Source organism: Bacillus sp. NEAU-CP5, from assembly GCF_026420705.1.
GTDB lineage: Bacteria > Bacillota > Bacilli > Bacillales > Bacillaceae > Bacillus > Bacillus velezensis.
Genome location: NZ_JAPMOV010000006.1, coordinates 153,954 through 180,655, shown reverse-complemented (window position 1 = coordinate 180,655; position 26,702 = coordinate 153,954). Strand labels below are relative to the sequence as shown.

The following is a 26,702-nucleotide window of genomic DNA, read 5'->3' as shown; positions in this document are numbered from 1 at the left end:
CTTTTACAGCGCCCAGGCGGCTCTCAGTTTTTTTATGCCTTCTTGTATATCGGTTTCAGAAACCCCCGCGAAACCGAGAGAAACTGTTTTTTCAGGGAGCTGTTTTTGATAGGTGAGAGACACGGGATAGATTTTGACGCCTTGTTCCTCCGCCTTTTCAATCAGCTCTTTTTCACTGAAAGGCAGCTGAATGTCAAGTAAAATCCGCAGTCCGGAATTTTCTCCGCGAATCCTGACGTATTGTCCCAACTCGCGCCGCACGGCCTCTAATAATACCGCTCTTTTTTTCCGGTACAGCTTTCTCATTCTGTTAATATGTTTGTGCCACTCTCCGCTTTTGATAAATTGAGCCAGCGTCAGCTGACTGTGGCAGGAAACGGTCTGTTTATATAAAGAAGCGATTTCCCTGCCTTTTTCGATAAGCGACAAAGGAAGAATCATATAGCTGATGCGCAGCGAAGGAAGCAGAGATTGGGAAAACGTTCCCATATAAATGACACGGTGATGCTGATCAAGCCCCTGCAATGATGGGATCGGCTGGCCGTTGTATCTGAATTCTCCGTCATAATCATCTTCTATAATGAACGATTGATGTTCCTTCGCCCATTTCAGCAGCTGAATCCTTCTGTTTACCGGCATAATCGTTCCTAACGTAAATTGATGAGAAGGTGTGACATATACAAGACGCGGCCGCTCTTCATTCAGCTTTCGGATACAGACTCCTTCATCGTCGACGGGTATCGGAATGATCTTCATGTGATTGGCTTTAAAAATCTCCCTCGCTCTCGGATAACCCGGATCTTCATATCCGATGGATAGATTTGCTTCAAATATTTTGCACAGCATTTGCAAAAGAGCAGGGTTCCCGGCGCCGACTATCACTTGTTCGGGAAGGCAATTCACCCCGCGCGACTGATATAAGTACTCCGAAATGAGCGTTCTCAATTCAAGCTCGCCCAAATCATCCCCGGGCCGATACAGCTCATGCCCGTATTGATCTAAGCTTGCAACCATACTTTTGCGCCATGCCGAAAACGGAAAATGAGCGGCATCCACAGTGCCGTAGTGAAAATCAATCCATTGGCGGTCTTCCTTCGCCTTTGTTTGAACAGGCGAAGCGCCCGGCTTTTTCACATAGACGGCGTCCGAGTCATAATCGGCAAACCATCCGCTTCTCGGCTTACTGACAATATAGCCTTCGGCGGCAAGCTGTTCATAGGCCCGCTCCACAGTCGTCTGACTGATGGAAAGCTGACTTGACAAAAGCCTTTTTGAAGGAAGCTTCAGTCCTTTAGGAAGACGGCCCTGATGCATATTTTCCTTAAAATGCCGATAAAGCTGCTGATAAAGCGGAATATCCAGATCTCTATTTAAAAATGGCGTGATATCCATTTTTGCTCCCTCCAAACTGGCATTCTTCTTTTTATAAAAACTGGCCATTTGTATAAGGCCAATTTCAGTTTATAGTCATTATAAACTTTGAAAATGGGTTTAGAAATATATATTGGAGTGATTGGAATGAATAAAGCCGCAAACGGCTGGATTAACGGATTTATCGGCGTGCTCATTTTCAGCGGCTCGCTTCCGGCGACCCGCTTGGCTGTAGCGGACTTTGACCCGGTATTTCTCACCGTATGCCGCGCCGCGATAGCCGGTATATTGGCAGGCGCTCTGCTCCTCATTTTTCAGGAGAAACGCCCTGCCAAAAGCGACATCATTTCACTAATAACAGTAGCGCTCGGCGTCGTGATCGGTTTCCCGCTGCTTACAGCCTTAGCGCTTCAGCATGTCACATCCGCTCATGCCATTGTCTACATCGGGCTTCTCCCGCTTGCGACGGCGGTCTTCGGCGTACTGCGAGGAGGCGAACGGCCCAGGCCGGTCTTTTGGATTTTCTCGGCTGCCGGCAGCATCCTCGTAGCCGGATATGCTCTGCTGCAAGGAGGAGAATCCTCTCCGCTCGGTGATACGTACATGATCGCTTCGATTATCGTGTGCGGTCTCGGTTATGCCGAAGGCGCCCGCCTCTCCCGGCGGCTTGGCAACTGGCAGGTGATCTCTTGGGCACTCGTTTTATCGCTTCCCCTTATGTTCATCCTGTCTTTCTGCTTCATGCCGGACTCATGGTCAAACATCGGCGCGCCCGCACTGCTCAGTCTTGCATATGTCTCAATATTCAGCATGCTGATCGGCTTCGTATTCTGGTATCGCGGACTCGCCCAGGGAGGCATCGCCGCGGTCGGACAGCTGCAGCTTCTGCAACCTTTCTTCGGACTGTTACTGGCCGCCATGATTCTCCATGAAAAAGCAGGATGGGAACTTGCGGCGGTGAATGCCGGCGTTATCGCTTGCGTGGCGGCCGCCCGGCAGTTCGCGAATCAATCAGAAAAGGCCGAACAATGAACTTGTTCGGCCTTTTCATTATATTCCGCCCGTAGGCAGCAGAAGTCTGTATCTCTTTCACATGATCCGGCTATTTTTCAGGCAGGCTGAACTCCCTTAAACGCACTCATCACCAGATCATGCACATAGGAATCATTCACCTCATCACCTGTAATAAGCAGACGATAGAAAATCGGTCCGTAAATGAGATCGATGCTTACGTCAATATCAAGATTCTCTCTTAATTCACCTTTTTGAATTCCCTTTTCCAGAAGGCCTTTCGCTTGGAGGCGGCGGGGCTGGAAAAATCGAGTGCGATATTCTTCCGCCAATTTTGCATCCAGCTGCCCCGCACCGATTAATTCCTTAATAACGGTTCCTTCCCGGCTCGTCAAAAATCTTGCTAAATTCGTGGCGTGGGTCAATATATCTTGCACTGTTGATCCTGTATCTGGCACAGGCAGTCTGTCCGTAGCGGTCGAAAGAAAGCTGTCCATGATAACGGCAGCCTTGTTTGACCACCATTTATAAATCGTTGCCTTACTTACTTTGGCACGCTCAGCAATTTTATCGACTGTCACCGCGTCAAAGCCATTTTCCAACAATAGATCATAGGCTGCAGAAAGAATCGCCTTATGTGTTCCTTCATCGCGCGGCCGTCCTCGTTTACTCTGCACATGAATCATTCCTTCCCGAATTATAAACGATACGTTCAGTATACTTAACCTGTATAAAAAAAGAAAACAGAAACCTATTTACAAAACTGAACGTTTAGTATATTATTTGCTTATAATAAAACTAAACGTTTAGTTTATAAAATAACTTGAGGGAAGTCTTGATGAAATGCAGACTCCCAAAGCCTCTGCGTAAGGAGATGAATCAGCAAATCATTTATCAAAGCATCATAAAAACCACTTAAAAAGGAGTTCATTCATATGGCTAAAGAAAACAAACAAACAGCAGATCAGGGAATTTCACCTGGTTTAACCCTTCTTCTCGCAACGGCATGCGGTATCATTGTCGCTAATCTTTATTATGCACAGCCCTTGGCAGGATTCATTAGTGCGGCAATCGGGCTTTCTCCAAGCAGCGCAGGATTGATTGTCACACTGACTCAAATCGGATACGTTGCCGGCTTACTGTTTCTCGTCCCTTTGGGAGACATTATCGAAAACAAAAAACTTGTCGTTGTATCGCTCCTTCTAAGCGCAGCCGCTTTGACACTGACAGCATTTGCGAAGCATGGAACACTGTTTTTAGCCGCTGCGTTTTTCATCGGACTGGGATCAATTGCAGCCCAAGTGCTAGTTCCGTTCGCATCATACCTTGCACCGGACGCCGCACGCGGCCGGGTTGTCGGCAATGTGATGAGCGGCCTGCTGCTCGGTATTATGCTTTCCCGTCCGATATCCAGTCTGGTCGCTGATATATGGGGGTGGAATGCCATATTTGCTTTATCCGCCGCGTTAAGTGTTGTCCTGGCAATCGTCTTATCAAAAGTGCTTCCTGCCAGAAAACCAACAGCAACCACAAGCTACACCATCTTACTCGGTTCAATGTGGAAGCTGCTGCGCACGACTCCGGTCTTACGCCGCCGTGCCATTTATCATGCGTTTGTATTTGGAGCTTTCAGCTTGTTCTGGACGACTGTACCTTTATTATTGTCCGGTCCTGCTTTTCATTTTTCTCAAAAGGCAATCGCGCTGTATGCATTAGCGGGCATTGCAGGTGCAGAGGCTGCACCGATAGGCGGCCGTCTGGCTGATCGCGGCCTGACCCGGCTTGCCACCGGAATCGCTCTCGGTGCTGTCATCGTTTCTTTATTACTCCCGCTCATGATTCAAAGCAGCTCCCACGTCGGCATAGCAGTTCTGGTGGCCGCAGCTATCCTGTTGGATATGGGTGTATCTGCCAATCTCGTACTCAGTCAGCGTGCCATTTTTTCGTTGGCACCTGAATTTCGCAGCCGATTAAACGGATTATTTATGGCCATCTTCTTTCTGGGCGGTGCTATAGGATCATCAATCGGAGGATGGGCATACGCCTCAGGCGGGTGGAGTATCACATTATGGATTGGAATCGCTTTTCCGGTCATCGCATTGCTTTATTTCACCACGGAGAAATAAGCCATTCACCAAAAATAAGCCGTCAGGACCAAGCTGACAGCTTTTTTTGATGTATTCTTCTTTACATCCTTCAGAACAAAAAACCCCTGTTTCATGAGTAATTTTGCTTCATACGATTCCATATTCTCACCGTTAAGATCGTAATCAATAGAAACGAAACGATTACTAACACAATACCTGTCATTGACTCACTGAAATTGATAACGACAAAGCTGGTCAATACGATGATAGGAATATTTGAAATCAATACAGTTAACATGTATGCAGAATACTTTAACCCGACTGCAGCGGATAAAAAACAAATCACATCCGTAGGAGCTGCCGGACAAAGCATCCCCACTGCCAAAAACTTATAATTGTACGCTTCCAATAACTCCTTCAAGTCAGGGTATTTATCTTCCAGTAATTGAGTCGTTTTTTCGTTGGCGAATTTTCTTGAAAACAGATAAACCAATGTTTCGCTTATAAACAGGCCGGCCATTGATAATAAAATGCTGACCATCGGATCAAAGCAGATTCCGCCCAAAAACATCAGCGTCATGCCGGGAATAAAAAAGAGAAGCCTGACGACCCACAAAGCCAAAAACAGCAGCATCGCGTATTCCGCATGCCCTGATATAAAGTCCGTTACATCATTCATATCAAATGACAGCAAGTCCAGTTCCTTCAAACAATAAACGCCTAAAAACCATATACATAATAAAATCATTTTATTTTTCAATTTCTCCACTCTCCTCGCTTCCCATCACATCATAAGCAAAGAAAATGAAGAAACAGCCGGTAAAATCCTTAAGGATTCTTAAGTTATTCTAAAAAAAGCTTACGGAACGTTTGTCCCGCAAGCTCTAGTCAATCGGGTGTTCAACAGTAAAACGAAGCCAGCCGCCGCTGTAATCCGCATGGATACGGCCGCTGTGAAGCTCAACAATTCTCTTTGAAATGGCAAGTCCGAGCCCGGTGCCCTGATGACCCGTTCTGGCCTTATCCCCTCTGAAAAACCGTTCAAACAATTGATTGATATCGTCAGCAGGGAGATGTTCGGCCTTGTTTGACACTTGCAAAATTGCTTTTTCATCTTTCAGCTCAAGGTTTATGAACAATTCAGATGGTTTGATGCTGTACTTCAGCGCATTCATAAAAAGATTATCATAAACGCGAACCATCTTTTCTATATCAATACAGACGGGAACATGCTCTTCCGTAATTGATTTTCGGACAGTTAATTGTTCCTTTTCAAACATGGGAATGTACTCTCCGGTGATTTGTTCCAATAGGGCAGACAAGTCTGTTTTGCTGCGGTTCAAAGTAACATCCGGACTCGATAAATGTGTATATTCAAACAGTTCATCTATTAAATATTTCAGCCTTTGCGATTTTGAATAAATCGTTTCAAGGTACTCCTGAAATTGGGCTTTACTGTTGTATTGTTCTTTTTTAAGCAGATCCAAATATCCGATAATTGATGTTAACGGGGTTCTTAAATCGTGCGATACATTTGAGATCAACTCACTTTTCGCTCGTTCTAATTCTCTTTCATGTTCAAATTTACTCTCTAATTCTTCGGACATATAATTGATATGTTGTGCAAGCTGTGTCAATTCATCCCTGCTTTCAGTCCTGATGGTCAAGCCTAAATTTCCATTGGCAATATGGTGAACACTCTCCGTAATGTGTTTCAAATATAATATTTTTTTCCGCACCAATAACAAAAAAACCGCAATAAAGGTCAAAATAGCTGCAGTAAATTGAATCAGTATCCTAAAATTAGCGTTTCCTTGGCTCACATCTGTTAAATAATTTATTTTGTACAGATATGAGATAGATAAAATAACAAGAATCAACACACCAAATGCAACAAGATAACTAATTGCGATCGCGATCAGAAGCCTGACAATCAGCTTATTTCCAAACTTCCTCATATTTTATATCCCGTTCCCCATACCGTTTTGATATAAATCGGATGTTTAGAATCCTCTTCTATCTTGTCTCTGATCTTTGTGATGTGGACCATCACCGTATTGTCCGACTTAAAAAAGTCTTCCTTCCATACCGCCTCATATATTTTTTCAACACTCATGACAATTCCTTTGTTTCTCGAAAGCAGCTCCAGAATATCAAACTCTTTCGGAGTGAGCCTGACTTCTTTCCCCCGCACCCACACCTGCCTTGTATCCGTATTAACGGTCAAATCACCGATTTCAATGACGTTCGCCGTGCTGATCGTATCTGTATTGTATTTTTTATACCTTCTCAGCTGCGATTTCACTCTGGCGATCAATTCCAATGGGTTAAACGGTTTCGTTAAATAATCATCTGCGCCGGAGGCCAGTCCTTGAATTTTATCCATATCCTCCGATTTGGCGGAAAGCATGATGATGGGCAGATTTCGTTCCTGTCTGATCTTCATGCATGCTTCAATCCCATCCATATTGGGCATCATAATATCCAAAATGATCAGGTCAAACTCCTTTTGCTCCAATAATTTTAATGCTTCAGCAGCATCTTCCGCCTTCTGTGTGTCTATTCCTTCATTTTCTAAATAGACAGAGATCAGGTTTCGGATATCTTTGTCATCATCTACGATTAGAATGGTTGTCCCCATATGAATCCTCCCTCTTTTTTTGCGGCAATGAACAGCTGAAAACATAAGCCGGCGGAATATTCCTGAATTCTCTCCTTACTTCTGTTTTCGGAAAGAATTGCTCAATCAATGCCTTCTTATATTGAGTATATTGGAACGTAATGAATTCTCCGTTATCTTTTAAGATTTTAGCCGTATCCGTCAAAATATCAGCAGACACTTTTTTCGGCAGGCTTGCAAAAGGAAGTCCGGAGACGACATAGTCGGCATAAGGAATTCCATGCTCCTTCATATGACTCTCAATATGTTCAGCCGATCCATGTACAATAAATAGGTTCTGTTCCTCTTTATATTTTTCTTGCAGCAAAGCATAAAATTCCTCATTTTGTTCTATCAATAAGATCATCGTCCCGGGCTGCCGTTTTTCAAGCAGCTTTTTTGTAAATACTCCCGTACCCGGCCCGTATTCAACAATGTATTCAGCTTTATGAAAATCAATTTTTCCCATCATCTTCTCAGCAAGAAAACGCGAGCTGGGCAGAACGGCGCCGACAGATCTGGGATTCATAATATATTGAAATAAAAATAACAGACGTTTCAACTTTAATCTCTCCATTTGTTTTGAATTTATAAAACACACTCTACATTCAAAACCTGAAGAAAAAGCGGTGAAAGTTCTTAAGAAATCTTAAGATATAAAAAAGACGGCGGGATTTGCCGTCTTTTTCAGCTGCCGATTCTTTCAGCAGCGGTAAAACCATGTCATAATATGTTAAGAAATAATTGCGCCATAGGCAGGTGAACACATGAAGAAGTATTTATATAAACACCTTTTGTCAGCTCTCGTTTCGTCCGTTTGCTTTTTATTGGTCTTTTATGTGGGTTTAAAAATGACACAGGAAGACACACCGCCGTTGTCTTCTTACCCGTTTTACCTTTTTATTTATCTTTACATAGCAGCCGGATATTTGACGGTCGGCCTTGTTTTAGCTTGTATGACTGATATCTTGAAGAACCGCTGGACATTCAATAAACCGTCTACCATTCTATTGAAACTTATCGTTTACTTACTCATACCGTATGCTATTTTTCATTCTTTCTTCATTTTAATGGCGCCGTTGATTTATGTGCTGTTTGAGTCGTTATTCATCCTGAGAAAAGCTTCATAACCTGAAAAAACATACCGCATGCTGCCGGTATGTTTTTAACATGCTTGTCAGTTGTTCGCAGTGATCCGTTTGATGTTTTCTTCCATCAAGCCGGAAATGAGCTGTTCGTTTGTATGAGGAATCTGTTTGAGCTGTTGTACGACCAGCCCTTGTCTTGCAGCTGAATGATTTTGACTCAGCTTTGCTTTCCCCTCTATTTTGCTGATTTTGATTTTAAAGCCTTTTACCCCTTTGTTCATGCCTGCCAGCAATTTCGCATCGACATCCTCTAATTTGTACGGGCTGTCGGGGCTTTCGTATTTCAATACGAGATCACTCATCGACTGCACGGTTTCTTCCTCATCCAAAAGCTCCGCCTCTCCGTAAACATGAACCGCCACATAATTCCATGTGGGAACAGCCTGATTCGTCTCATACCATTTAGGCGAGATATAACAATGAGGCCCTTGAAAAACGGCTAACACGTTTTGGCCATCAATCTCTTTCCATTGGGGGTTCGGCAATGCAAAATGACCGTATAAGCATTCGTTATCCTTACTCATCATCAATGGCAGGTGGGTTGCATACGGCATGCCTTCCGCCGTTGAAAACAATGCTGCGAAACCATACTCTTTGATGACATCGCACGCTTGAGCTTCACTCAGCTGAAATGGAGCCGGAATATACATACAAAACTCTCCTCTCGAACATGGATTGATAAAGCGCTTTCCGCTATAATAAGATATCACCTGACATTTAAAAAGGTACAGTTAGGAATAAATACACATGTCAGAGGAGGACATCTGATGAAAAATATGATTTTCGCTTTCGAAAGCGACACCCCGAAATACAAACAAATTTACGAGCAATTTAAAACATTGATTGAGCAGGGAAATATTCAGGCAGATGAGCGGCTGCCTTCGATTCGGGAGCTGGCAGATTCCCTGCGGGTAAGCCGTAATACAACGCTGATGGCTTATGATCTTCTTTTAGCGGAGGGATACATTCGCGGAGAAACACGCAAAGGTTATTTTGTAAATGAAGTAGAACCTTCTATATTTCAAAAAGAAAACGATGTTGTTTACGCTGAGAAAACCGAATCAACTCAGCCCGTCCTGATTGATTTTCGCGCCGGAGCCGTCGATCAAAAGCATTTTCCTCTGAAAACATGGAGAAAATTATACAATCAAGTTTTGACATCAGAGAAAAGCTTCCTGTACGGTGAACCGTTCGGCGAGAGAGACCTGCGTGAACAAATTGCCGCTTATCTCTTGGAATCCCGCGGAGTGAAAACAGATGCGGATTCCATTATCATCGGCAGCAGCACGCAGCAGATGCTGATATATCTCAGCCGGATTCTGAAAGAGGATTTTTCGGGAATGATCGTTGAAGACCCGGGATTTGACGGTGCCAGAGCGGCTTTTCAATTTCACGGGCTATCTCTGGAAACGATGCCTGTCTATGAAAACGGAGCTGATTTTTCTCAATTACATGCAATGAAAGAAAAATTAATCTATGTGACCCCATCCCATCACAGCCCTTACGGCGTAAGCATGTCCATTCAGCAGCGCCAAACTCTGATCAATTGGGTGAATCATAGAGAGGGTTATATTCTTGAGGATGATTATGACAGTGAATTCCGTTATACACAGCAGCCGTTTCCCGCTCTTGCTTCCATTCAATCAGACCGGGTGATTTATTTAGGGAATTTCTCAAAATCCTTTCTTCCGGGCATCCGCATAAGCTATATGGTTTTGCCGCAGCGCCTTTTGCACCGGTATAAAGAACGGTTTATTCATTTCGAAAGCACCGCTTCTTCGCTTAACCAGCTGACCATGGCTGAATTGATGAAGGCCGGTGAATGGACCCGCCATATTAAGCGCATGCGCATTGTTTACAGGCGAAAAATGCAGCACTTGATTTCACATGTAAAGCAGCAGTTCGGCGGTCATGTGACGATCATCGGCGACCAGTCGGGTTTGTATATATTGATGAGAGTTCACCTGAACTATACAGAAGAAACATTAATCGAACGCGCTTTTCAGTACGGAGTGAAGGTATATCCTACCGCCGTTTATTTCGTTGCCGAAAAACCCGAACCGCCGATCATAAAGCTGGGTTTCGCCCATCTCGATACGGATCAGATCACACATGGCGTACAGCTTTTGAGAAATGCTTGGCTGTCATGAAAGAAAAAAGACGCCGAACGGCGCCTTTTTTTATTTCGTATTTCTTGTGAATTTCGGCAGTCCAAATATGATGGCGGCGATGCCGCAGATTCCGATTAAAACGGGATAGAAAGAGTATGGCAGGATGCTGACTGGTGAAATATTCCCGAATTTCCCGGCTGATAACAGCTGCGCGCCGTAAGGAATCAATCCTTGAATCATGCACGAAAAGATATCCAGAATACTTGCCGATTTTCTGTTGTCGATGTTGAATTTATCAGCGATATTCTTTGCAATCGGCCCGGCTGCGATAATCGAGATCGTATTATTGGCCGCAGCCAGATTCGTCACGCTGACCAGTCCGGCAATGCCGGCTTCGGCGCCTTTTTTCGAACGGATTCGTTTCGTGATGAACTCCAGTAAAAAGTCGATCCCGCCGTTTTGTTTCATCACGCCGACCATCCCGCCGATCAGCATGGACAGGATGATCAGATCGCTCATTCCGGCAATTCCATCCGTAATCGCCTTAAAATAAGAGTCAAGCGTCAGGCTGCCGCCCGCTAATCCGATGATCCCCGTCAAAACCAATCCGCCGAAGATGACAGCCATTACATTAATACCGATTAACGCAAAAACCAACACGGCGACATAAGGAAGCACCTTAATCCAGCTGTAAGATTCAGCACCCGTATGGCCGGCGTGGCCTGCCGGAATAAAAAATAAGATAATAACAGTCACAATGGCAGCAGGCAAAACAATCAGAAAGTTCGTTTTGAATTTATCCCTCATTTGTGTTTTTTGCGTCCGGACTGCCGCGATGGTCGTATCGGAAATAAAAGAAAGATTATCTCCGAACATAGCTCCGCCGACCACAGCCGCAATCGGAATCGCGGCGGAGATGCCAAGCTCGCCGCTCAAACCCGCGCTGATCGGCGCAACCGCCGCAATCGTGCCCATTGATGTTCCCATCGATATAGAAATAAAACAGGCAATGATAAACAGCCCCGGCAGCAAAAACTGCTGCGGAATAACGCTCAAAGCAAGATTGACAGTTGAATGCACCGCTCCCATCGCTTCAGCCGCTGAAGCAAAGGCACCTGCCAATATAAAAATCAAAACCATAATGATAATATCAGGATGTCCCGCACCGGAAGCGAACCATTCTATTTTTTGATTGAGCGATTTCTTCCGGTTAAATAACAGCGCAAAAGCTGACGCAATGATCGCGGCAATCAAGATCGGCAATTTATAAAAATCTCCGGTCACCAGACCAGAGCCGACAAAAAGCCCTACGAATAAGACTAAAGGCAATAACGCCCAAGGATTCTTATGATTGTTCATCTGGGTAAACCACCTCTTTTCAGCATTAAAGTCGCTAATCACAGTCTAAGCAACATTTCACACTTTAAAAGTCTGCAGTAAAAAAGTCAAGCTGAAAAAAGGATAAGTAATGATTGATAAGATAGAAAAGGCTGTTTTCTTTCCACTCTTTAGAAAATAAAAAAAACCAAGGCTCGTTTCCCTTGGTACATTTCATGCGGCCCGGCGCCCGGGACACCTTCTCTTCATTCAGAAATACATTCAGCTTTCAATCTGTTTTTAAGTTTCGCTTCATTTTCAAGGATATCTTCGTAATCCTCAATCTTCCTGTTTAATCGTTATATGGTTTCATCAATTTCCCTCTGTTTCTCCGTCAGCCTTTTCCTTTCATTTATAAGGATGTTTTTTCGGGGTTCAATCGTATGATCGGCTCCTTCAATAAATAAAGCGGTATATTCAATCAGCGCCTCAATCGACAGCCCGGCACTTCTCATGCATTTTATAAATTGAATCCAATTCACATCATCTTCGTCATAATCGCGGATGCCGCTTTCATCGCGTTGTACCGGAGGAATCAGTCCTATACTTTCATAATACCTAAGCGTTGCGGCTGATAACTCAACCTGCTTTGCAGCCTGCGCAATCTTCATATTTTTACCACCCGTCCTTCATACCTTTCATAAGCGTGCCATTATAGAATATCATTTCATAAAAAAATAAACCAAACTCCTTGACTTAAAGTCCGCTTTAACATTTAAAGTAAAATCGAACAGAGGATTCATCACTTTATCTTGGAAAGGAAGATAACCATGTGCAATAATCATCCGACTCGTGTATTAAGCGCTCCGCATGCAAAAGCTAAATTTGAGCGGACAACGATTGAGAGAAGAGCATTACGGCCGCACGATATCCTGATTGATATTAAGTACAGCGGGATTTGTCACTCAGACATCCACAGTGCATTCGATGAATGGGGCGGCGGAATCTTTCCGATGGTTCCCGGGCACGAAATTGCCGGAGTTGTGGAAGCCGTGGGTGAAGAAGTCACCACATTTGCCGTCGGCGACCGTGTGGGTGTCGGCTGTTTTGTAGACTCCTGCGGGGAATGTGAATACTGCCTTAACGGAGACGAACAATATTGCACAAAAGGCGTTGTTCAGACTTATAATAACCTGGACTACGACGGAAACCCTACGTACGGCGGCTACAGCCAAAAAATAGTTGTCACTGACAGATTCGTTGTCCGGATTCCGGATCAGCTGGATTTGGATGCTGCCAGCCCGCTATTGTGCGCGGGCATTACCACCTATTCTCCGCTGAAACACTGGAATGCCGGCCCCGGCAAAAAAGTGGCGATTGTCGGAATGGGCGGGCTCGGACATTTAGCCGTTCAATTCGCGCACGCTTTAGGCGCAGAGGTCACCGTCCTCAGCCGCTCAATGAACAAAAAAGACGAAGCGCTTGAATTTGGAGCCGATCATTACTTTGCAACAAGCGATCCGGATACATTTACTGAGCTGGCCGGACGATTTGATCTTATTTTAAATACAGTATCCGCGAACCTTGACGTAGATGCCTACTTATCCCTGCTTCGCATTGACGGTACATTGGTAAATGTGGGAGCGCCCGCTAAGCCGGACTCATACAGTGTGTTCTCCTTAATCACGGGCCGCCGCAGCATTGCGGGTTCACTCGTCGGCGGTATTCCGCAGACTCAGGAAATGCTTGATTTCGCCGCCGAGCACGGCATTGCTCCTAAAATTGAAGTGATACCGGCCAATCAAGTTGACGAAGCGTACGAACGGGTTCTCCAAAGCGATGTCCGCTACCGTTTCGTCATTGATATTTCAACTTTATAATCGACATAAAAAACATACCAATATTTGTTGGTATGTTTTTTTCAGTTCAAATTATTTTTTATTTCAGCAGCCAACCGGGCACCGCTTTTATATAAACCAATTCGCCTATCAGTTCAACAATCGTCTGTGTGACGATTACAGCGGCGGCTAATGAGGCCCAAGCATCCGGCAAAGCCAGCGCTAACGGAAGGACTGCGAGAGAATTTCTTGTGCCCGTGCTGAAGATCAATGCTCTTCCTTCACCTGTATCCAGACGGAACGCATATGCGATAAACCGGGAGACAAACGGCATAATGAGCAGGAATAACAGATAGATCGGAATCACACATATAATGATGCCAGCATCACTGATGACCTTTCCGATTTGTGTGGCGACGACCGCCAATAAGACCAGAGCCATAAAAGGAACAGGCAGCCACGCCGTCCATTCCAGCACCTTTTCTCCCGCCGGCTTCTTATCAGCCCATAATTGAGTCATCACCGCCGCCAGCAGCGGCACTGCTATTAACAATAAGAATGCTTCCAGAAACGGTCCCGCATGAACAGCCCCTATCACTTCTTTCCCGATAAACAGCCACAGGTATAACGGAAGCAATACCATCTGAACGGCGAACAAAACCGGCGTGGAAGCCAGTATTAATCTCTCATTTCCTTTGCCGAGCTGAGTAAAGACGATGACGTAATCAATACAAGGTGTAAGCAATACCAAACAAACCCCTAATAATATAGGAGGAGATTGAGGAAAAATGGCGGTTAACACCCATACAACGACAGGTACAGCTAAGAAATTACCGATCAATAAAGCCGCCATAAACTTGAGGTTTGACATGGCTTCCCTCAGCTTCAAGAATGGGATTTGGGCAAACATGGCATACATGAGAACAGCGATAAGCGGTGATATCGTCCATCCCCAGCGAAGTCCTGAATCTTTCCCGGCGATCCCCGCTATTCCGCCGATTACAAGAGTCACACCATATATCCAAGTTTGCTGTTTTTCTAATGTCTCTCTGGTTATTTTCATTGGCTGACACCTCTTCTCCGCCCATTATACCTTCTTTTCTGCCGGAATTAAAAAACACCAAGGGTCTGTGACACTTGGTGTTTTTGGAACGCGTGTTATTGTTGTCAAAACCGCTTATGAAAGTTTACTTGTGTTCTCTGTCCTGCCAACGAATAAGGTCACGGCAACACTGGCTGAACTGACCAAAGTCCCCAGTACGGCAGCAAGAATTGTCAAAAAGCCATTGGGGATCAGAAATCCAATCGGAATGAGCCCCGCAAACGTGAGGACGATAAAACATTGATAGACTCCGGATATGATTCTCACAACCAAACTGCCAAAAAAGGACATGACGAATGGAGGAATGAACAAACATAAGATGATTCCGAGTGAGATCAATAAAATCATAGGCTCGTCAAAAGAAATGACACGATCGCCGGGAGACTCTTCAGCAGCCGCGAATACAGCAAATATAGACATTATCAGCGTAAGAAAAACAAGAAAAAACCTTTTCAGCAACGTTATGACTCCTTTTTTTATAAAAACGGGTATCTTTTTTTCAATCACAATAACCATTTTATGTTATCAAATGAAATAATATGAAGTCAAACCGAGTTCTGCACCTGATTTATTGGTTCTTATTTTTTTGATAATTTCCATATAATTGTCCGCAAGCAGCATCTATATCAATGCCAAATTGACTTCTGACGGTCACGTTAATTCCTGCTGACTTTAATTTTTTATAGAAGTTTACAACTTGTTTCTCATTTACTTCTTCAAATCTCATAGGTGAACTAACAGTCGGGTTATATCTAATGATGTTTACATGGAACAAGTTCCCTCTCTTATATCTGCTTCTTAAAAGATTTACTACTTCATTCGCATGATCAATAGAATCATTAACTCCCGGCAGCATAATATAAGCAATATAAACTTTTCTTGAGGTCACACGTATATGCTCATCTAATGTGTCCATTACCTCCAATAACGGGTAGCGTTCATTAATCGGCATTAACTTGCTTCGCTGTTCATTAAAAGGAGAATGTAATGAAAACGTCAGGTTGACCTGCGGATAATCCTGAGTGATTTTTTTAATGCCCGGAATAATACCTATGGTCGAAATAGATAACCTGCGAGGGCTTAAAGCAAACAACTCCGGATTTGTAAGCACATGTAAAGCATCAAAAACTTGTACATTCGCTAATGCTTCTCCCATTCCCATAAAAGAAATACTGTCAATTGAATGTCCTTTTAAGTGAAAGTACAAAATTTGGTCAGTCATTTCATCTGACGTTAAATTGCGTTTCAAACCAATATCTCCTGTTGCACAAAATGTACAGCCAAAATGACAGCCGCACTGCGAGGATATACAAAATGACTCCCAACCGGCTTTATATTTCATATTAACCGTTTCTATTTTTTCGTCTCCTGAAATTTCAAATAAGACTTTTGTAACTTGCTCAGAATGCTGCACTTTTAAAGGAGCAATATTTAAAATTGACTCTCCGAACTCCTCTATTAACAATTTTCTCAAGGATTTAGGAAGAACCGTTATTTCATTGAAATGATTTATTCTCCCTTGGAATACAGCATTTTTGATTTGATTCATTCTAAAATCAGGAAATTTATTTTGCTTCAGGAACTCTTGGATTCTTATATACTTGTTTTTTTGTTGCATGTTTTCTCATCCTTCCATAATACTCTGGTTTGTTTGAGTAAATAGAAGGGAGTGATCATCTAACCTTTTTTTAAAATCAGGCACAAAAAAACACCGACACAATTATCGGTGTTACCCTTAAATAACATCATGCACAAATAAACAAGGACATTATGTCATTGGATTATAGTTTATTTGACATAGAGAAAAAGCACCGATAACTGTTTTTGTATGGTGATTTGGCTTAAAAAAGGACAGACTGCTCCCTTTGTCCGCCAAGATTTTTCCAATTTTTGCATTTTTACCATACAAAATTCCATAAATCGTTATCATTGCTTTCACCTCTTTCTTGTCAATATTAGCAATAATCACCATATCATAAGGTTTCCCTTATGTAAAGCTAAACAAATGCTTACGCCCCCGCTAATGACAGTATTATATAACTTGCTTATTAAGCCTAATCCAAGTACAGAAAGCGCGCTGATCACATTTTTCACTTATCCGCGACGGAACATTTCTTATATAATGGGTGACCGGCAGCTGCCTGCTTGAATCCCAATCTTCCTATAGTGATTTTTTATATTCATGACAGTATGATGATTTGTCACTTCAGCAATCAGATCGTTTATTCGATCCAGATTAATCGGTTTATTTTCTGATAAGCTGCTGAAGCTTTCTCTGATTTCTTCAGGATAGACATTTCCGGCCATGCTTGACAGGCCGTTACACCCGTTACTCAGCATCTTCGGAAATTCAACGTCTCCTGCTGCAAACAAAATAAAGTGATCAGGGAACTCTGTTTGTTTATGACGCAGAACGTCTCCTCCTTCTTTCAGCCCCCTTATCCGGGGATGCCGGCTTATTAAGTCTTTAAGCGCTTTCTCACTCAGATTAAAACCGGTTCGGCCGGGGTTATTATAAAGCACAGCCTCTTTAGAGGTATGACTGAGAAGTTCGTCAACGTAATAAACGGCTTGCTGCTGTGTCGATCTTATATAAGGAGGAAAACCAATCAGTACAGAATCAATATTGGTTTTCTCGATGTGTTTCATCAGTTTGACGGCATCACTGGTTCTTACGGCTGAAACACCGAACATCAGTTCAACATCTTCAAATTTTCGCTGATTAACATACTCAATGATCTGAAGACGCTCATCTATGCTGAGTGAATGCTGTTCACCAGTCGTGCCGCATATGAGTAACGAATGGATACCGCTGTTTTTCAAATGTTCGACAATAGCATCAAATCCTTCTACATATAAACTTTCATCTTCATGAAAAGGCGTAGGGATAGCAACATTAAAATTTCGCATGAGAATGTCCTCCAAGTACATATTCTTGAATATCTGCAGAGTATCATATAACACTGTCTGACATTTAAAAAGGTACAGTTTCAGATAAACAAACATGTCAGATGTATAGGCCGACACACAAAAAAAGCAGGCAAAGAGAGCCTGCTTCATTGCTTCATCCTCTAGCGATTCATTCCCTGGATGGCTTGACAAATATGAGTAATAAGACAAACTGAATATAAAAATTGTGCTAATGAGGTGATGCTGTATTCTGCCGTTAATGAAAATTACAGCCGCTTAATATCCATTGTGTCAGACATGTCACAGCAGGAGATTGATTATAAAGGACCAGATCAAACATACAATAGTACAGCTCAGCTAATAAGACACTTAGCATATGTTGATCTCAACTGGATATTCAGAATAAAGGGTGAACCGATACCAAAGCAGCTTGAAGAGAAGTATGGACCAATGTTAGATCAGAACAATAAGATCCCTTTCATTTCCGGTGTTTCATTAGAACAAATTCTCACTGATTATGAAGAAGTATTCAGCATGTTTAAGTCTGTTTGTTATGAGTTAACTGACGATCAGCTGAATCATACAGTAGATTATGAAGCAGAAAAACAAGCAACCATTCAATGGGGAATATGGCATATGGCAGACCATAATAGATATCATCAAGCTCATATTCATCAGCTTCGCAAATGGTTTGAAGAGAAACAGAAACTTGGCAGTTAAAGCCGCTTATTAGGAGGAGCAAGGATAAATTTATTACAAATTCCCTGCGGATTGCCTATTTTCACTGACTGCCAATCAATTAAAATGTACAGACAAAAAACCACATTTGCTGTTGAAAAGTTGTGGAATAAAGCATCGCATCAACTGCACTATGACAAGCTGAAACGTTAATATTTTGTGTTTCAGCCATTCAATCGCTTTATTTAATGATGCTGTCCAAATACGATTTTTTCCTATAGTCTTTGCAGCAGTAAAGTCCTCTGGAAACCTATACTAATCTTCCGCAGCCGCTGCATCGGCCTTTGTCACATGAACTGTACCGAACGGATGGTTGGGAGGAGCATAAATTGAATATAGTTTTAACGGCGTATTACCCGTATTAATAACATTGTGCCAAGTGCCGGCAGGGACAACAATGGCATAATCATCATAGACATTTCTTCGGAAACTTAAATTATTTTTACTCTTGCCCATTTTAACTATCCCTCGGCCTTGCTCAATCCGTAAGAATTGATCTACGTGAGGATGGATCTCCAAACCGATATCTTCTCCAATACCAAGACTCATCAAAGTAATTTGAAAATGCTCTCCTGTCCATAGGGCCGTACGGAACGTATTGTTTTGTTTTGCGGCTTTATTGATATTCACAACAAATGGTTTTGGTCCATAATCTTTCAAGAGAAGGTTTCTATCTTCGTATGAAGGACGCAAATCACCATAGTGATTTGGAACAGTCCAATAAACAGATCTTCCATCGCTATACATCGGTACATTCACACAATAATAACATTGATGCGAAAAAGGTATATAATACATTTTTCATCCCCGCAATTTTAAATTTTTGTGATATTATCCTATGTTTTTTGTAATGAGAGTGTGCCACACTAAGAAATTCCCTTGTTCAGCCTAAAAGACTTAAGTTAGCAGAAACGTTTTGGCCACAAAATCCGTTTGCATAAAAAATACCAAAGGTCTGTAACTCTTGGTAACACTGTTGCAGCCGAGAAACTTGAACCTGCCCGGGGTATGTACTCACCAGTCCGACAACCAAGAGATGGTGTGTTTTCTGGCTTGTTATTTGGGCTATTTCGACTTTTGCTTGAAAGAATTAAATTAGAGAGTCTGAAGGAGGAGTGAAGCACGCGCTCCATGTGAATCCATTTAGTTCAAACTGAATATGCGCGGACTAAAATAGTTGCACTGATGGATAATTTAGGCACATGCCCTTATCAAAAACAATCTGGGTGCATATCCTGCTCCTAAAAGTCATTCATAAAGGGAGTTTAGATATGTATTATTATTATCCGTATTATGTATATGATTACAGACAGCAGCCTGATTTAAGTCAGGCAAATCATAAAATGCGAAGCCATTTATCTGCGATTCAACAAATTCCAATACACTCATCCTCCTTTCAACAATCAATGGCTGCAGTAGTGAAACACTTGCAGGCTGTCAGCAGAGCACTCGCTCTGGGATGCGGTATGAGTTCAGAATTCAGATTTCTTCCAGACACTTGGGGATTACGAGAACTTCATATTGTACACGCGAAATACCTTACTCCGTTGAGCTATCACGTTTATTCCGCTTTAGGCGCGGCAGAGCTTCTCGCCTCCGGACAAGGCCGGGCTCCTCATTTTCCTCTTATGGTTGGCTGCATGAATTCAATACTTCGTCTATGGTCAAACTTCCCCGCAGCGATAGCAGACCTGCGAAGAGCAGCCGGTCACCAATACGCGTCATCTGTAGACGAGGCGGAAAATCTCCTAAGACCAATGGTTCCAGCCACACAACAGGCATTATCCATCAGTCAATCTGCAGTGAGTCCGGCTATTTGGCGGGCTTCCTTACGTGCCGCGCAGTTAGCTCGGGAAGTACGTCAGAATGTTGCACAATCAATGAGTCAGGGATCTTCTTATTAATTAAGCCAAAAGATTTTTTCGGCTTTACACAGTCACATAACCGGACTTATTCAACACAAAAAAGAGCAGTAAACCCGTAAGTTACTGCTCTCCTCAGTCTATCCACCATTCATTTGTTTTACAATGTATTCAGCATCATTTCCTACACCTTGAAGCAGCGCTGAACCTCGCCTATGCTGCCAAGGCAAACCAATAAAGTACAATCCTTCCACAGCTGAAACACCCCGGTGATGTATAATTCGGCCTTCCTTATCCAAAACACCTTCTATTTTCATCCAACAAAGCGGATTCTTAAAACCAGTTGCCCAAATGATATTGTTTACTTCTAATGAAGATGAGTCTTTAAAAAAGACTTCATTTTGCTTTCCGGCTATGACTCTTTGTTTTAAGATGATCTTCTTCTGTCTTATTGCATGTTTTAATTCATACCCAAAGATGGGGTCGCCTTTCTTTTGAATGAACTTGCCTAATATTGATGTATGACTTGCACGTAAAACTCCTAATTTATCAAACCACCAAAAGATGCTTCTTTTTCCAATCCATAAAGGGAAATAAGCCGGTTTATTACTGCAAGCCAAATATGTAACTCTTTCTTTGGATAATTCAACAGCTATCTGAGCCCCGCTATTCCCGCCGCCGACGACCAGTACATTCCCAGGCACCAGTTGTTTTGAATGTTTATATTGTGAAGAATGTAATTGATGAATATGATCGGCTACATCCCTTGATATTGATGGAATGTTAGGGGTATGAAAAGGACCTGCGGCCATCACAAGATTCTTCGTTTGATATTCTTCCCAGTTTGTTTTTATTAAGAAATAGTTCTTTAATTTTTGGACACTTATTACTTCTGTCCGTAATTGGATTGGGATTTCAAATCTTTCAACATATTTTTTCAGATAAGCAGCAATTTCATTTTTTGAAGGGAGTCCATGCTTGTCTCCTTCAAGCTGCATTCCAGGCAAAGAGCTGTACATTCGAGAAGTAAATAAAACCAATGAGTCATACCGGTTTTTCCAGCTTTCTCCCACTTCATGACTTTTATCCAAAATGATAAACTTTTGTTTCGACTTCTTTAGATAATATCCTACTGAGATTCCTGCCTGACCGGCTCCGATTACTATCGTGTCGTACATATGAATCCCCCCGCGGTTTTATCTAAATTGTCAGAAGACAAAGTGAGTCCCCTATTTCCTCCTTTAATGATGATGATGGTCACGCGGATTCTCAGTTTGAGCCTGACAAAGAATCGTATTGTCGTGATTATGCGCTGCTGTTTCCATTTGAATGGTTACATGTGTAATGCCTTTATCTCCAAGTTCATGTTCAATTTTGCGTAAAATACTTTCGCTTTCTAAAATGGTCAGTTGATCGTTAACAACAGCGTGGCAGGAAAGAGCATTCAATCCGCTTGTGATAGACCATATGTGCAAATCATGAATGCTTTGAATTCCTTCTGTCTCTTCAATTGTATGAATGATGTCAGTGACATCGATATTTTCCGGAGTTCCTTCCATTAATACGTGGATGGAGTCTTTCGTCACATGGTAACCGCTTCTCAAAACAAAAATAGCCACAATGACACTGGCCGCTGGATCTGCCCAGCTCCACCCGAAGAAGATGATAAGGATCGCAGCCAGTATGGCACCTACAGATCCGAGCATGTCACTTATCACATGTAAGTAAGCCCCTCTTATGTTCAGGTTATTCTTTGTATCTCCGCCGTTCAGCATAATCCAAGCGACCAATATATTTACAGCTAACCCGATGATACTAATCGTCAGCATTCCGGTTGTTGCTACCTCCGGCGGATGAGAGAAACGTTTGATTGCTTCATAAATGATATAAAGGGAAATCACTATTAATGCAACACCGTTTATCACAGCTGCGAGAATCTCAAATCGTTTGTAGCCGAATGTCTTATGATGACTTGCCTTTTTTTCGGCCAATTTAAAAGCAATCAGAGCAACCATTAATGAGATTGAATCACTCAGCATATGGCCTGCATCTGATAAAAGCGCTAAACTATTGGTTAAAAATCCGCCTATCGCTTCTATTATCATATAACCTGTAATCACGATAAAAGAGATCAATAATACCTTCTTATTGGATCCGCCAGCGTGATTGTGATTGTGACCCATAAAAATCTCCTCCTTATCTCATACACTGCATTTATTATTTCTTTTCTGTTATGAAGCATTCTAACATGGACACAAAAATAACCGTATATGATTATGTGCTCATATATGAATATATAGGTTCTTTACTGAAATGTCAAAATATTTTCGATGAAATGTCCAATACTTTATATTGCTCTTAATCAATGATTGCTATGAAGCCGCGGATTACAGTAATTACTTTAGGCGCAAACACTTTAGAAAAATCGCTGCACTTCTATCGGGATGGCTTGGGTCTGCCTACAGAAGGAATAGCCTGTACAGAATTTGAACATGGCACAGCTGCTTTTTTTGACTTGCAAACGGGACTGAAACTTGCCCTTTGGGACCGCAAAAACATCGCACATGAATCAAACATTACGTTAACTGCTCCAAGTACTGCGGAATTTACATGAGGACATAACGTCAGCAGTAAAGCTGAAGCCGATAAAGTCATAACGGCAGGAGCAACGATAACTGATCCCGCTCATGATACTCTTTGGGGCGGATATGCCGGTCACTTCCAAGACCCCGATGGACACTTATGGGAAATCGTTTGGAATCCGCACTGGGATGCAATTGAATAACCAAATTTAGCAACAATAAAAACACACCTGAATGTTCTGGTGTGTTTCAACAGAATGCAAACGCAGCATTTTATTTTGTTTCCCAAAACGATCAAACTATTTATACGATGGCGGGATGCTTTGCGGAAAACGGAATACATTTTCGGGATCGTATTTCGCCTTTATTCTTTGAAGCCTTGCAAAGTTTGAGCCATAATATGCTTTCCCGAAGTTCTCGATATTTTGATCCGGAACATTCACATATGAACCTGTTACATATGGTTTCATCAGCTGACGCACTCTTTCAACTGATGCAAGATTCGAAGCTTCTTGTGATTTATTTTTCCAACTGGCCGTCCATTCCGTATAAAACAATGGTCGGCGCCAATAGAAGGCTGTTTCACTGCTTGGAACTCTGCTTATCGCGCCGCCCCAATTGATAAAAAAGAAATTGGTTTCTGTCCCAGTCGCTTTTTCTAAAAATTGTCTCATTACTGCAATAGGTTCTTCCGGCCAAAGATTGAGCGCCCACGCCGAGGAGAATTTAACACTCTGATCCGATCTGCCGGGAATCGGTTCGTCAGGATCTAAGAAATCTATACAATCCGGGTAGTATAGTGTTTTGATTACTGTTTGTGCCGGCGTTCCGGCATTTAATAAAGGTTTTAATAATTGAACCAGCTCTGGTTTTGAGCCGAGGAACAATCCTTCCACATGGCACAAGCCATTTACTTTGCTGTAAATCTCAAGGTAGCATCCTAATCGTTCGTCTGTAAACGGCGCCCATTTTTGCCACGCTTTAAATACCGTTTCTAACTGTTCCCACGGCCAAATAATATTAAAGACGGTTGCGGTTTTAGGGGCACGGTGAACTTTGAACGTATATTGGGTGTTATATCCGAAATTGCCTCCCCCGCCGCCTCTGGAAGCCCACAGTAAATCTTCATTGCGGGATTGATTTGCTTGAATAATCCTGCCTTTGGCATCTACCATTTTCAGTGCGAGAAGGTTATCGCTTATCAGGCCGATCGATCGGGAAAGCACTCCAAATCCGCCTCCCATTGTGATTCCTCCGATTCCGACGGTTGGACTGTCTCCGAACGGGGCCATAAAACCTTCCCGAGCTAAACCTTTTACAAGCGGGCCGACGTGAATGCCGGTTTGAACGGTTGCTACCGCGTTTTTTTCATCTAAGAAAACTTTATTCATGTCGCTCACATCAATAACAATCCCATCACTTACCGTGGAAAGATTTTTATCCAGAGCATGGCGGCCGCTTCTGACACGCATAGGCACATTTTTCTCACGAGCCCATTTAATAGCATTACTTACATCGTATGAATTTTGTGCAAAAACAAAGACAAGCGGACAGACATCAACATAAGGGTTCCAATTCTTAACCGCCTCTGTATAGCCGGGGTCCCCTTTGAAGATGACGCGTCCCGTTAACTGTGCTGATCCCATCTATTTCACTCCCAATAAGCATTTGATTCCGATACCAGTATATGTAGGAATTGGACAAATTCTTAGACAGATGTTCTGCAAATTTAAAAATAGATACATATATGCGAAGATGATATAAAAACAAAAGAAGACAAGAGCGGCAAGCTGCCGAAACTCTTGTCTATCCTGCCTTTATTATCATGATAGGCACTTACATTTATTGGCGTGATATCCCGACCAAACTATGGAAGTCCATAGAAAATTATGTTTGCCCTGCCATGCGTGGTTCTGCTGAGCAATCTTTCTGTTTGATCCCCCAACAAGAATCTTATTCTTTATCGTTTTTGCACCCCTGTACGGATAACATCAATACACATTGAATCTTATCTTTTACATGATGAAAAGCTCTTATTTTTTCTTCTTGTGCTTACGTTTGCAATCCTGTTTTTTCTCTTTCTTATGACGTTTTTTACATTTCGCTTTTGCTGCTAATTTTGCCGCTTCTACCTTTGCTTCTGCTGCTCTGGCTCTTGCTTCTTCCGCTCTTGCTATTGCCTCTTCCGCTCTGGCTCTCGCTTCTGCTTCTCTTGCTGCTTCCGCTCTTGCTTCATCGTCCGCCATATCAAAATCATGGCCAAGGTCACAGGCTTCGTTGTATGGCTTTTTCTTCTGAACGTACTGTTGATCTTCACCTTCGTTATAATACATTACGCCACTCCTTCTCTCATTTTTCAATCTTTACATACTATGTAAATAAATAACTGCAGCTTGGACTGGTATTTTGATGAACCGGCACATTTTAGGGCAATTTCCATTTATCGATGCAACAGATTCTGGATGCTTGATGAAATTTAAATGATTTATGATAAGCAGCGTAAAAAGAGAGACTGCGAAAAAGGATGCTGCGCGCTGCAGCATCCTTCTTTACCAACTTTTTGTGTTTTTGACTTTTAGTTTGCTTGCTGTGTTTGTTTTACTGGTTCTTTGCTAAAAAGTCCGACAATGTTCCACAAGATAATTGCAGCAGCTATGATCAAACGAGCCGTACTGACTTCTTGGTTAGTAAACAATTTATAGCCATATATTGATCCCAATGCTGCTATGCAAAAAATATTGAACCATTTACTCCAACGCAATTAGAAAACTCCTTATAAAATGATTACATTTCCAAACAATGTATTATAATATTAACAAATTTTTTCAATATTTAACCTTAAATCTTTCTTAATTGGTTTTCCTGATCATTTTCTCTCATCCTCATTCGATCTTTCGGAGTTTTGATCGTTTTTTTGTTACAGGCTAGACCCAGACATCATTTTCAGCTGTTTGATCAGTTATTTCCTGCCCGGTATTCACAACACCTTTAGGTTCCACAAGCAAAATGTTACACTCTGATTCTGCATAAGGTTTATGTTCAACATTTTTGGGAATGACAAACATTTCACCTTCATTTAATTTTACTTCTCCATCACGAAATTCAATGATTAAATTACCCTTAATGACAATGAAGACTTCATCTGTTTCGTCATGCTTATGCCAAACAAAATCCCCTTGTACCTTAACAAGTTTAAATTGATAATCATTCATTTCAGCAATTACTTTTGGAGACCATTGATCTTGGAACGCAGCTAATTTCTCTTGGAAATTAATCGGTTTATATTCCATTATTTCCCTTTCCTGTGTAAAACTCAATCATTTAACTAGTCCCAAATTAAAGGCCTGTCCACTTCAGCAGTTCTGAGATAGTCTAAAAGCTGACCGGTATGTACGGACTCATGGTAAGCGATTCTTAATAACATGTCTCCTAGTTCGCGAATATATCCAACATCAGACCTGTCAATCTTTATATTTGTTAAATCTGTTTCGTTTAACGATTTGATGAATGTCAAAAACTCGGCCCGATACGGTTTTGCAAATTCTAATTCTTCGGTTACTGTGGTAAACGTTTTTGATTCATATGGGTTTTTAGATTCCTCTGAAGACTCATTCATTTGTTTTAGTAAAATGTGATGATAAAGAAATTCCGCTTCTAATACATGTCTTATCATTTCCTTACACGACATTGCTTCAGAATCCGGGCGCCAGTCCAGTTTTTCCTCAGGTATAGCTGTCCATAACTTGATGCTTCGCCGTCTTACTTCTTCAAAATTTAAAATAATAAGGTCAATCGTATTCAAGTGTTTTCCCCCTTTTATTTTTAAATAATTCTCCTTCTTCCCGGAAAAAACCTCTTTAAATAAAAAACGTATTCTTTCCCGACTCGCTGGATTGGTAATTTAAGATAAGAAGATATTCATTCATCCATACAATAGACTCTGGCTGAACATATACTGAATGATAG

The 26,702-nt window shown here is 42.2% G+C and carries 28 protein-coding genes and 2 pseudogenes; 8 read left to right on the top strand and 22 right to left on the bottom strand.

What is annotated here, in order from left to right; genetic code table 11:
• Nucleotides 1-3 precede the first annotated feature (3 nt).
• Nucleotides 4-1,392: a PLP-dependent aminotransferase family protein gene (locus OTK50_RS17870; RefSeq protein ID WP_039062695.1), complete on the bottom strand. Its 1,389-nt coding sequence runs from the start codon at nucleotides 1,390-1,392 to the stop codon at nucleotides 4-6.
• A 126-nt stretch (nucleotides 1,393-1,518) separates the two neighbouring features.
• On the opposite strand from OTK50_RS17870, the gene OTK50_RS17865 reads away from it, so the two are divergent.
• Complete coding sequence (locus tag OTK50_RS17865; RefSeq protein ID WP_039062694.1) at nucleotides 1,519-2,403, top strand: DMT family transporter; 885 nt, start codon at nucleotides 1,519-1,521, stop codon at nucleotides 2,401-2,403.
• Nucleotides 2,404-2,480: 77 nt separating this feature from the next.
• Here the strand turns inward: OTK50_RS17865 and OTK50_RS17860 are convergent, their stop codons facing one another.
• Nucleotides 2,481-3,059, bottom strand: coding sequence for a TetR/AcrR family transcriptional regulator (locus tag OTK50_RS17860; RefSeq protein WP_021495037.1), 579 nt, complete (start codon nucleotides 3,057-3,059; stop codon nucleotides 2,481-2,483).
• Between the two features lie 258 nt (nucleotides 3,060-3,317).
• Here OTK50_RS17860 and OTK50_RS17855 point away from each other — a divergent pair, with 258 nt between their 5' ends.
• A complete protein-coding gene (locus tag OTK50_RS17855) occupies nucleotides 3,318-4,508 on the top strand; it encodes an MFS transporter (RefSeq protein WP_167859918.1) in 1,191 nt (396 codons plus the stop codon).
• A 91-nt stretch (nucleotides 4,509-4,599) separates the two neighbouring features.
• Here OTK50_RS17855 and OTK50_RS17850 read toward each other — a convergent pair whose 3' ends face one another.
• From OTK50_RS17850 to OTK50_RS17835, 4 genes are all read right to left on the bottom strand, one after another.
• The gene (locus OTK50_RS17850) at nucleotides 4,600-5,238 is read right to left on the bottom strand and encodes a TVP38/TMEM64 family protein (RefSeq protein WP_223883525.1); all 639 of its coding nucleotides are present in this window, start codon (nucleotides 5,236-5,238) and stop codon (nucleotides 4,600-4,602) included.
• Nucleotides 5,239-5,353: 115 nt separating this feature from the next.
• Nucleotides 5,354-6,427, bottom strand: a complete 1,074-nt coding sequence (locus tag OTK50_RS17845; protein ID WP_039062691.1) for a sensor histidine kinase — start codon at nucleotides 6,425-6,427, stop codon at nucleotides 5,354-5,356.
• Entirely contained in the window at nucleotides 6,424-7,110 is a 687-nt protein-coding gene (locus OTK50_RS17840) for a response regulator transcription factor (RefSeq protein WP_039062690.1), read from the bottom strand. The genes OTK50_RS17845 and OTK50_RS17840 overlap by 4 nt, the downstream gene beginning before the upstream one ends.
• Nucleotides 7,082-7,690 (bottom strand): class I SAM-dependent methyltransferase, encoded by a 609-nt coding sequence (locus OTK50_RS17835; protein WP_039062689.1) that lies wholly within the window; start codon nucleotides 7,688-7,690, stop codon nucleotides 7,082-7,084. Before OTK50_RS17835 ends, OTK50_RS17840 begins: the two co-directional genes overlap by 29 nt.
• A 205-nt stretch (nucleotides 7,691-7,895) precedes the next feature.
• Between OTK50_RS17835 and OTK50_RS17830 the strand changes: the two genes are divergently transcribed.
• Nucleotides 7,896-8,258 (top strand): hypothetical protein, encoded by a 363-nt coding sequence (locus tag OTK50_RS17830; protein WP_039062688.1) that lies wholly within the window; start codon nucleotides 7,896-7,898, stop codon nucleotides 8,256-8,258.
• Nucleotides 8,259-8,305: 47 nt separating this feature from the next.
• Here the strand turns inward: OTK50_RS17830 and OTK50_RS17825 are convergent, their stop codons facing one another.
• Entirely contained in the window at nucleotides 8,306-8,926 is a 621-nt protein-coding gene (locus tag OTK50_RS17825) for an FMN-binding negative transcriptional regulator (RefSeq protein WP_038457067.1), read from the bottom strand.
• A 117-nt stretch (nucleotides 8,927-9,043) separates the two neighbouring features.
• Between OTK50_RS17825 and OTK50_RS17820 the strand changes: the two genes are divergently transcribed.
• A complete protein-coding gene (locus tag OTK50_RS17820) occupies nucleotides 9,044-10,426 on the top strand; it encodes a PLP-dependent aminotransferase family protein (RefSeq protein WP_266121993.1) in 1,383 nt (460 codons plus the stop codon).
• A 30-nt stretch (nucleotides 10,427-10,456) separates the two neighbouring features.
• Here OTK50_RS17820 and OTK50_RS17815 read toward each other — a convergent pair whose 3' ends face one another.
• Nucleotides 10,457-11,746: a Na+/H+ antiporter NhaC family protein gene (locus OTK50_RS17815; protein WP_266121992.1), complete on the bottom strand. Its 1,290-nt coding sequence runs from the start codon at nucleotides 11,744-11,746 to the stop codon at nucleotides 10,457-10,459.
• A 224-nt stretch (nucleotides 11,747-11,970) separates the two neighbouring features.
• A pseudogene (locus tag OTK50_RS17810) lies at nucleotides 11,971-12,375 on the bottom strand (MerR family transcriptional regulator).
• A 159-nt stretch (nucleotides 12,376-12,534) separates the two neighbouring features.
• Here OTK50_RS17810 and OTK50_RS17805 point away from each other — a divergent pair.
• Nucleotides 12,535-13,584 carry an NAD(P)-dependent alcohol dehydrogenase gene (locus tag OTK50_RS17805; protein WP_007609682.1) on the top strand — a complete coding sequence of 350 codons (1,050 nt, stop codon included), beginning with the start codon at nucleotides 12,535-12,537 and terminating at the stop codon, nucleotides 13,582-13,584.
• A gap of 58 nt (nucleotides 13,585-13,642) precedes the next feature.
• Here OTK50_RS17805 and OTK50_RS17800 read toward each other — a convergent pair whose 3' ends face one another.
• The 5 genes from OTK50_RS17800 to OTK50_RS17780 all read right to left on the bottom strand — a co-directional run bounded on the left by OTK50_RS17800 (nucleotide 13,643) and on the right by OTK50_RS17780 (nucleotide 17,554).
• Entirely contained in the window at nucleotides 13,643-14,605 is a 963-nt protein-coding gene (locus OTK50_RS17800) for an arsenic resistance protein (RefSeq protein WP_094031535.1), read from the bottom strand.
• 114 nt (nucleotides 14,606-14,719) lie between these two features.
• Nucleotides 14,720-15,103, bottom strand: coding sequence for a hypothetical protein (locus tag OTK50_RS17795; RefSeq protein ID WP_029326203.1), 384 nt, complete (start codon nucleotides 15,101-15,103; stop codon nucleotides 14,720-14,722).
• Nucleotides 15,104-15,212: 109 nt separating this feature from the next.
• Nucleotides 15,213-16,262 carry a Cfr family 23S rRNA (adenine(2503)-C(8))-methyltransferase gene (locus tag OTK50_RS17790; protein WP_015239246.1) on the bottom strand — a complete coding sequence of 350 codons (1,050 nt, stop codon included), beginning with the start codon at nucleotides 16,260-16,262 and terminating at the stop codon, nucleotides 15,213-15,215.
• Between the two features lie 150 nt (nucleotides 16,263-16,412).
• Nucleotides 16,413-16,616 carry a hypothetical protein gene (locus tag OTK50_RS17785; RefSeq protein WP_266121991.1) on the bottom strand — a complete coding sequence of 68 codons (204 nt, stop codon included), beginning with the start codon at nucleotides 16,614-16,616 and terminating at the stop codon, nucleotides 16,413-16,415.
• Nucleotides 16,617-16,759: 143 nt separating this feature from the next.
• Nucleotides 16,760-17,554 carry a dihydrodipicolinate synthase family protein gene (locus OTK50_RS17780; RefSeq protein WP_094031910.1) on the bottom strand — a complete coding sequence of 265 codons (795 nt, stop codon included), beginning with the start codon at nucleotides 17,552-17,554 and terminating at the stop codon, nucleotides 16,760-16,762.
• A gap of 240 nt (nucleotides 17,555-17,794) precedes the next feature.
• On the opposite strand from OTK50_RS17780, the gene OTK50_RS17775 reads away from it, so the two are divergent.
• Nucleotides 17,795-18,274, top strand: a complete 480-nt coding sequence (locus OTK50_RS17775; protein WP_043021450.1) for a DinB family protein — start codon at nucleotides 17,795-17,797, stop codon at nucleotides 18,272-18,274.
• A gap of 273 nt (nucleotides 18,275-18,547) precedes the next feature.
• On the opposite strand, the gene OTK50_RS17770 is transcribed toward OTK50_RS17775, so the two are convergent.
• Nucleotides 18,548-19,090: a cupin domain-containing protein gene (locus tag OTK50_RS17770; protein WP_224224054.1), complete on the bottom strand. Its 543-nt coding sequence runs from the start codon at nucleotides 19,088-19,090 to the stop codon at nucleotides 18,548-18,550.
• Between the two features lie 473 nt (nucleotides 19,091-19,563).
• Between OTK50_RS17770 and OTK50_RS17765 the strand changes: the two genes are divergently transcribed.
• Nucleotides 19,564-20,196, top strand: a complete 633-nt coding sequence (locus OTK50_RS17765) for a hypothetical protein (RefSeq protein ID WP_224224053.1) — start codon at nucleotides 19,564-19,566, stop codon at nucleotides 20,194-20,196.
• A gap of 98 nt (nucleotides 20,197-20,294) precedes the next feature.
• Here the strand turns inward: OTK50_RS17765 and OTK50_RS17760 are convergent, their stop codons facing one another.
• Entirely contained in the window at nucleotides 20,295-21,332 is a 1,038-nt protein-coding gene (locus tag OTK50_RS17760) for a flavin-containing monooxygenase (RefSeq protein ID WP_224224052.1), read from the bottom strand.
• Between the two features lie 63 nt (nucleotides 21,333-21,395).
• Complete coding sequence (locus tag OTK50_RS17755) at nucleotides 21,396-22,337, bottom strand: cation diffusion facilitator family transporter (protein ID WP_224224051.1); 942 nt, start codon at nucleotides 22,335-22,337, stop codon at nucleotides 21,396-21,398.
• Nucleotides 22,338-22,528: 191 nt separating this feature from the next.
• Here OTK50_RS17755 and OTK50_RS17750 point away from each other — a divergent pair.
• Nucleotides 22,529-22,939 (top strand): annotated as a pseudogene (locus OTK50_RS17750) (VOC family protein).
• Between the two features lie 96 nt (nucleotides 22,940-23,035).
• Here the strand turns inward: OTK50_RS17750 and OTK50_RS17745 are convergent.
• From OTK50_RS17745 to OTK50_RS17725, 5 genes are all read right to left on the bottom strand, one after another.
• Nucleotides 23,036-24,382, bottom strand: a complete 1,347-nt coding sequence (locus tag OTK50_RS17745; protein ID WP_007609656.1) for an FAD-binding oxidoreductase — start codon at nucleotides 24,380-24,382, stop codon at nucleotides 23,036-23,038.
• Between the two features lie 387 nt (nucleotides 24,383-24,769).
• The gene (locus tag OTK50_RS17740) at nucleotides 24,770-25,069 is read right to left on the bottom strand and encodes a hypothetical protein (RefSeq protein WP_032873045.1); all 300 of its coding nucleotides are present in this window, start codon (nucleotides 25,067-25,069) and stop codon (nucleotides 24,770-24,772) included.
• A 242-nt stretch (nucleotides 25,070-25,311) separates the two neighbouring features.
• A complete protein-coding gene (locus OTK50_RS17735; protein ID WP_017419203.1) occupies nucleotides 25,312-25,497 on the bottom strand; it encodes a hypothetical protein in 186 nt (61 codons plus the stop codon).
• Nucleotides 25,498-25,660: 163 nt separating this feature from the next.
• A complete protein-coding gene (locus tag OTK50_RS17730; protein WP_044802983.1) occupies nucleotides 25,661-26,026 on the bottom strand; it encodes a cupin domain-containing protein in 366 nt (121 codons plus the stop codon).
• A 35-nt stretch (nucleotides 26,027-26,061) separates the two neighbouring features.
• Nucleotides 26,062-26,538, bottom strand: coding sequence for a DinB family protein (locus OTK50_RS17725; protein WP_082999017.1), 477 nt, complete (start codon nucleotides 26,536-26,538; stop codon nucleotides 26,062-26,064).
• Nucleotides 26,539-26,702: the final 164 nt, after the last annotated feature.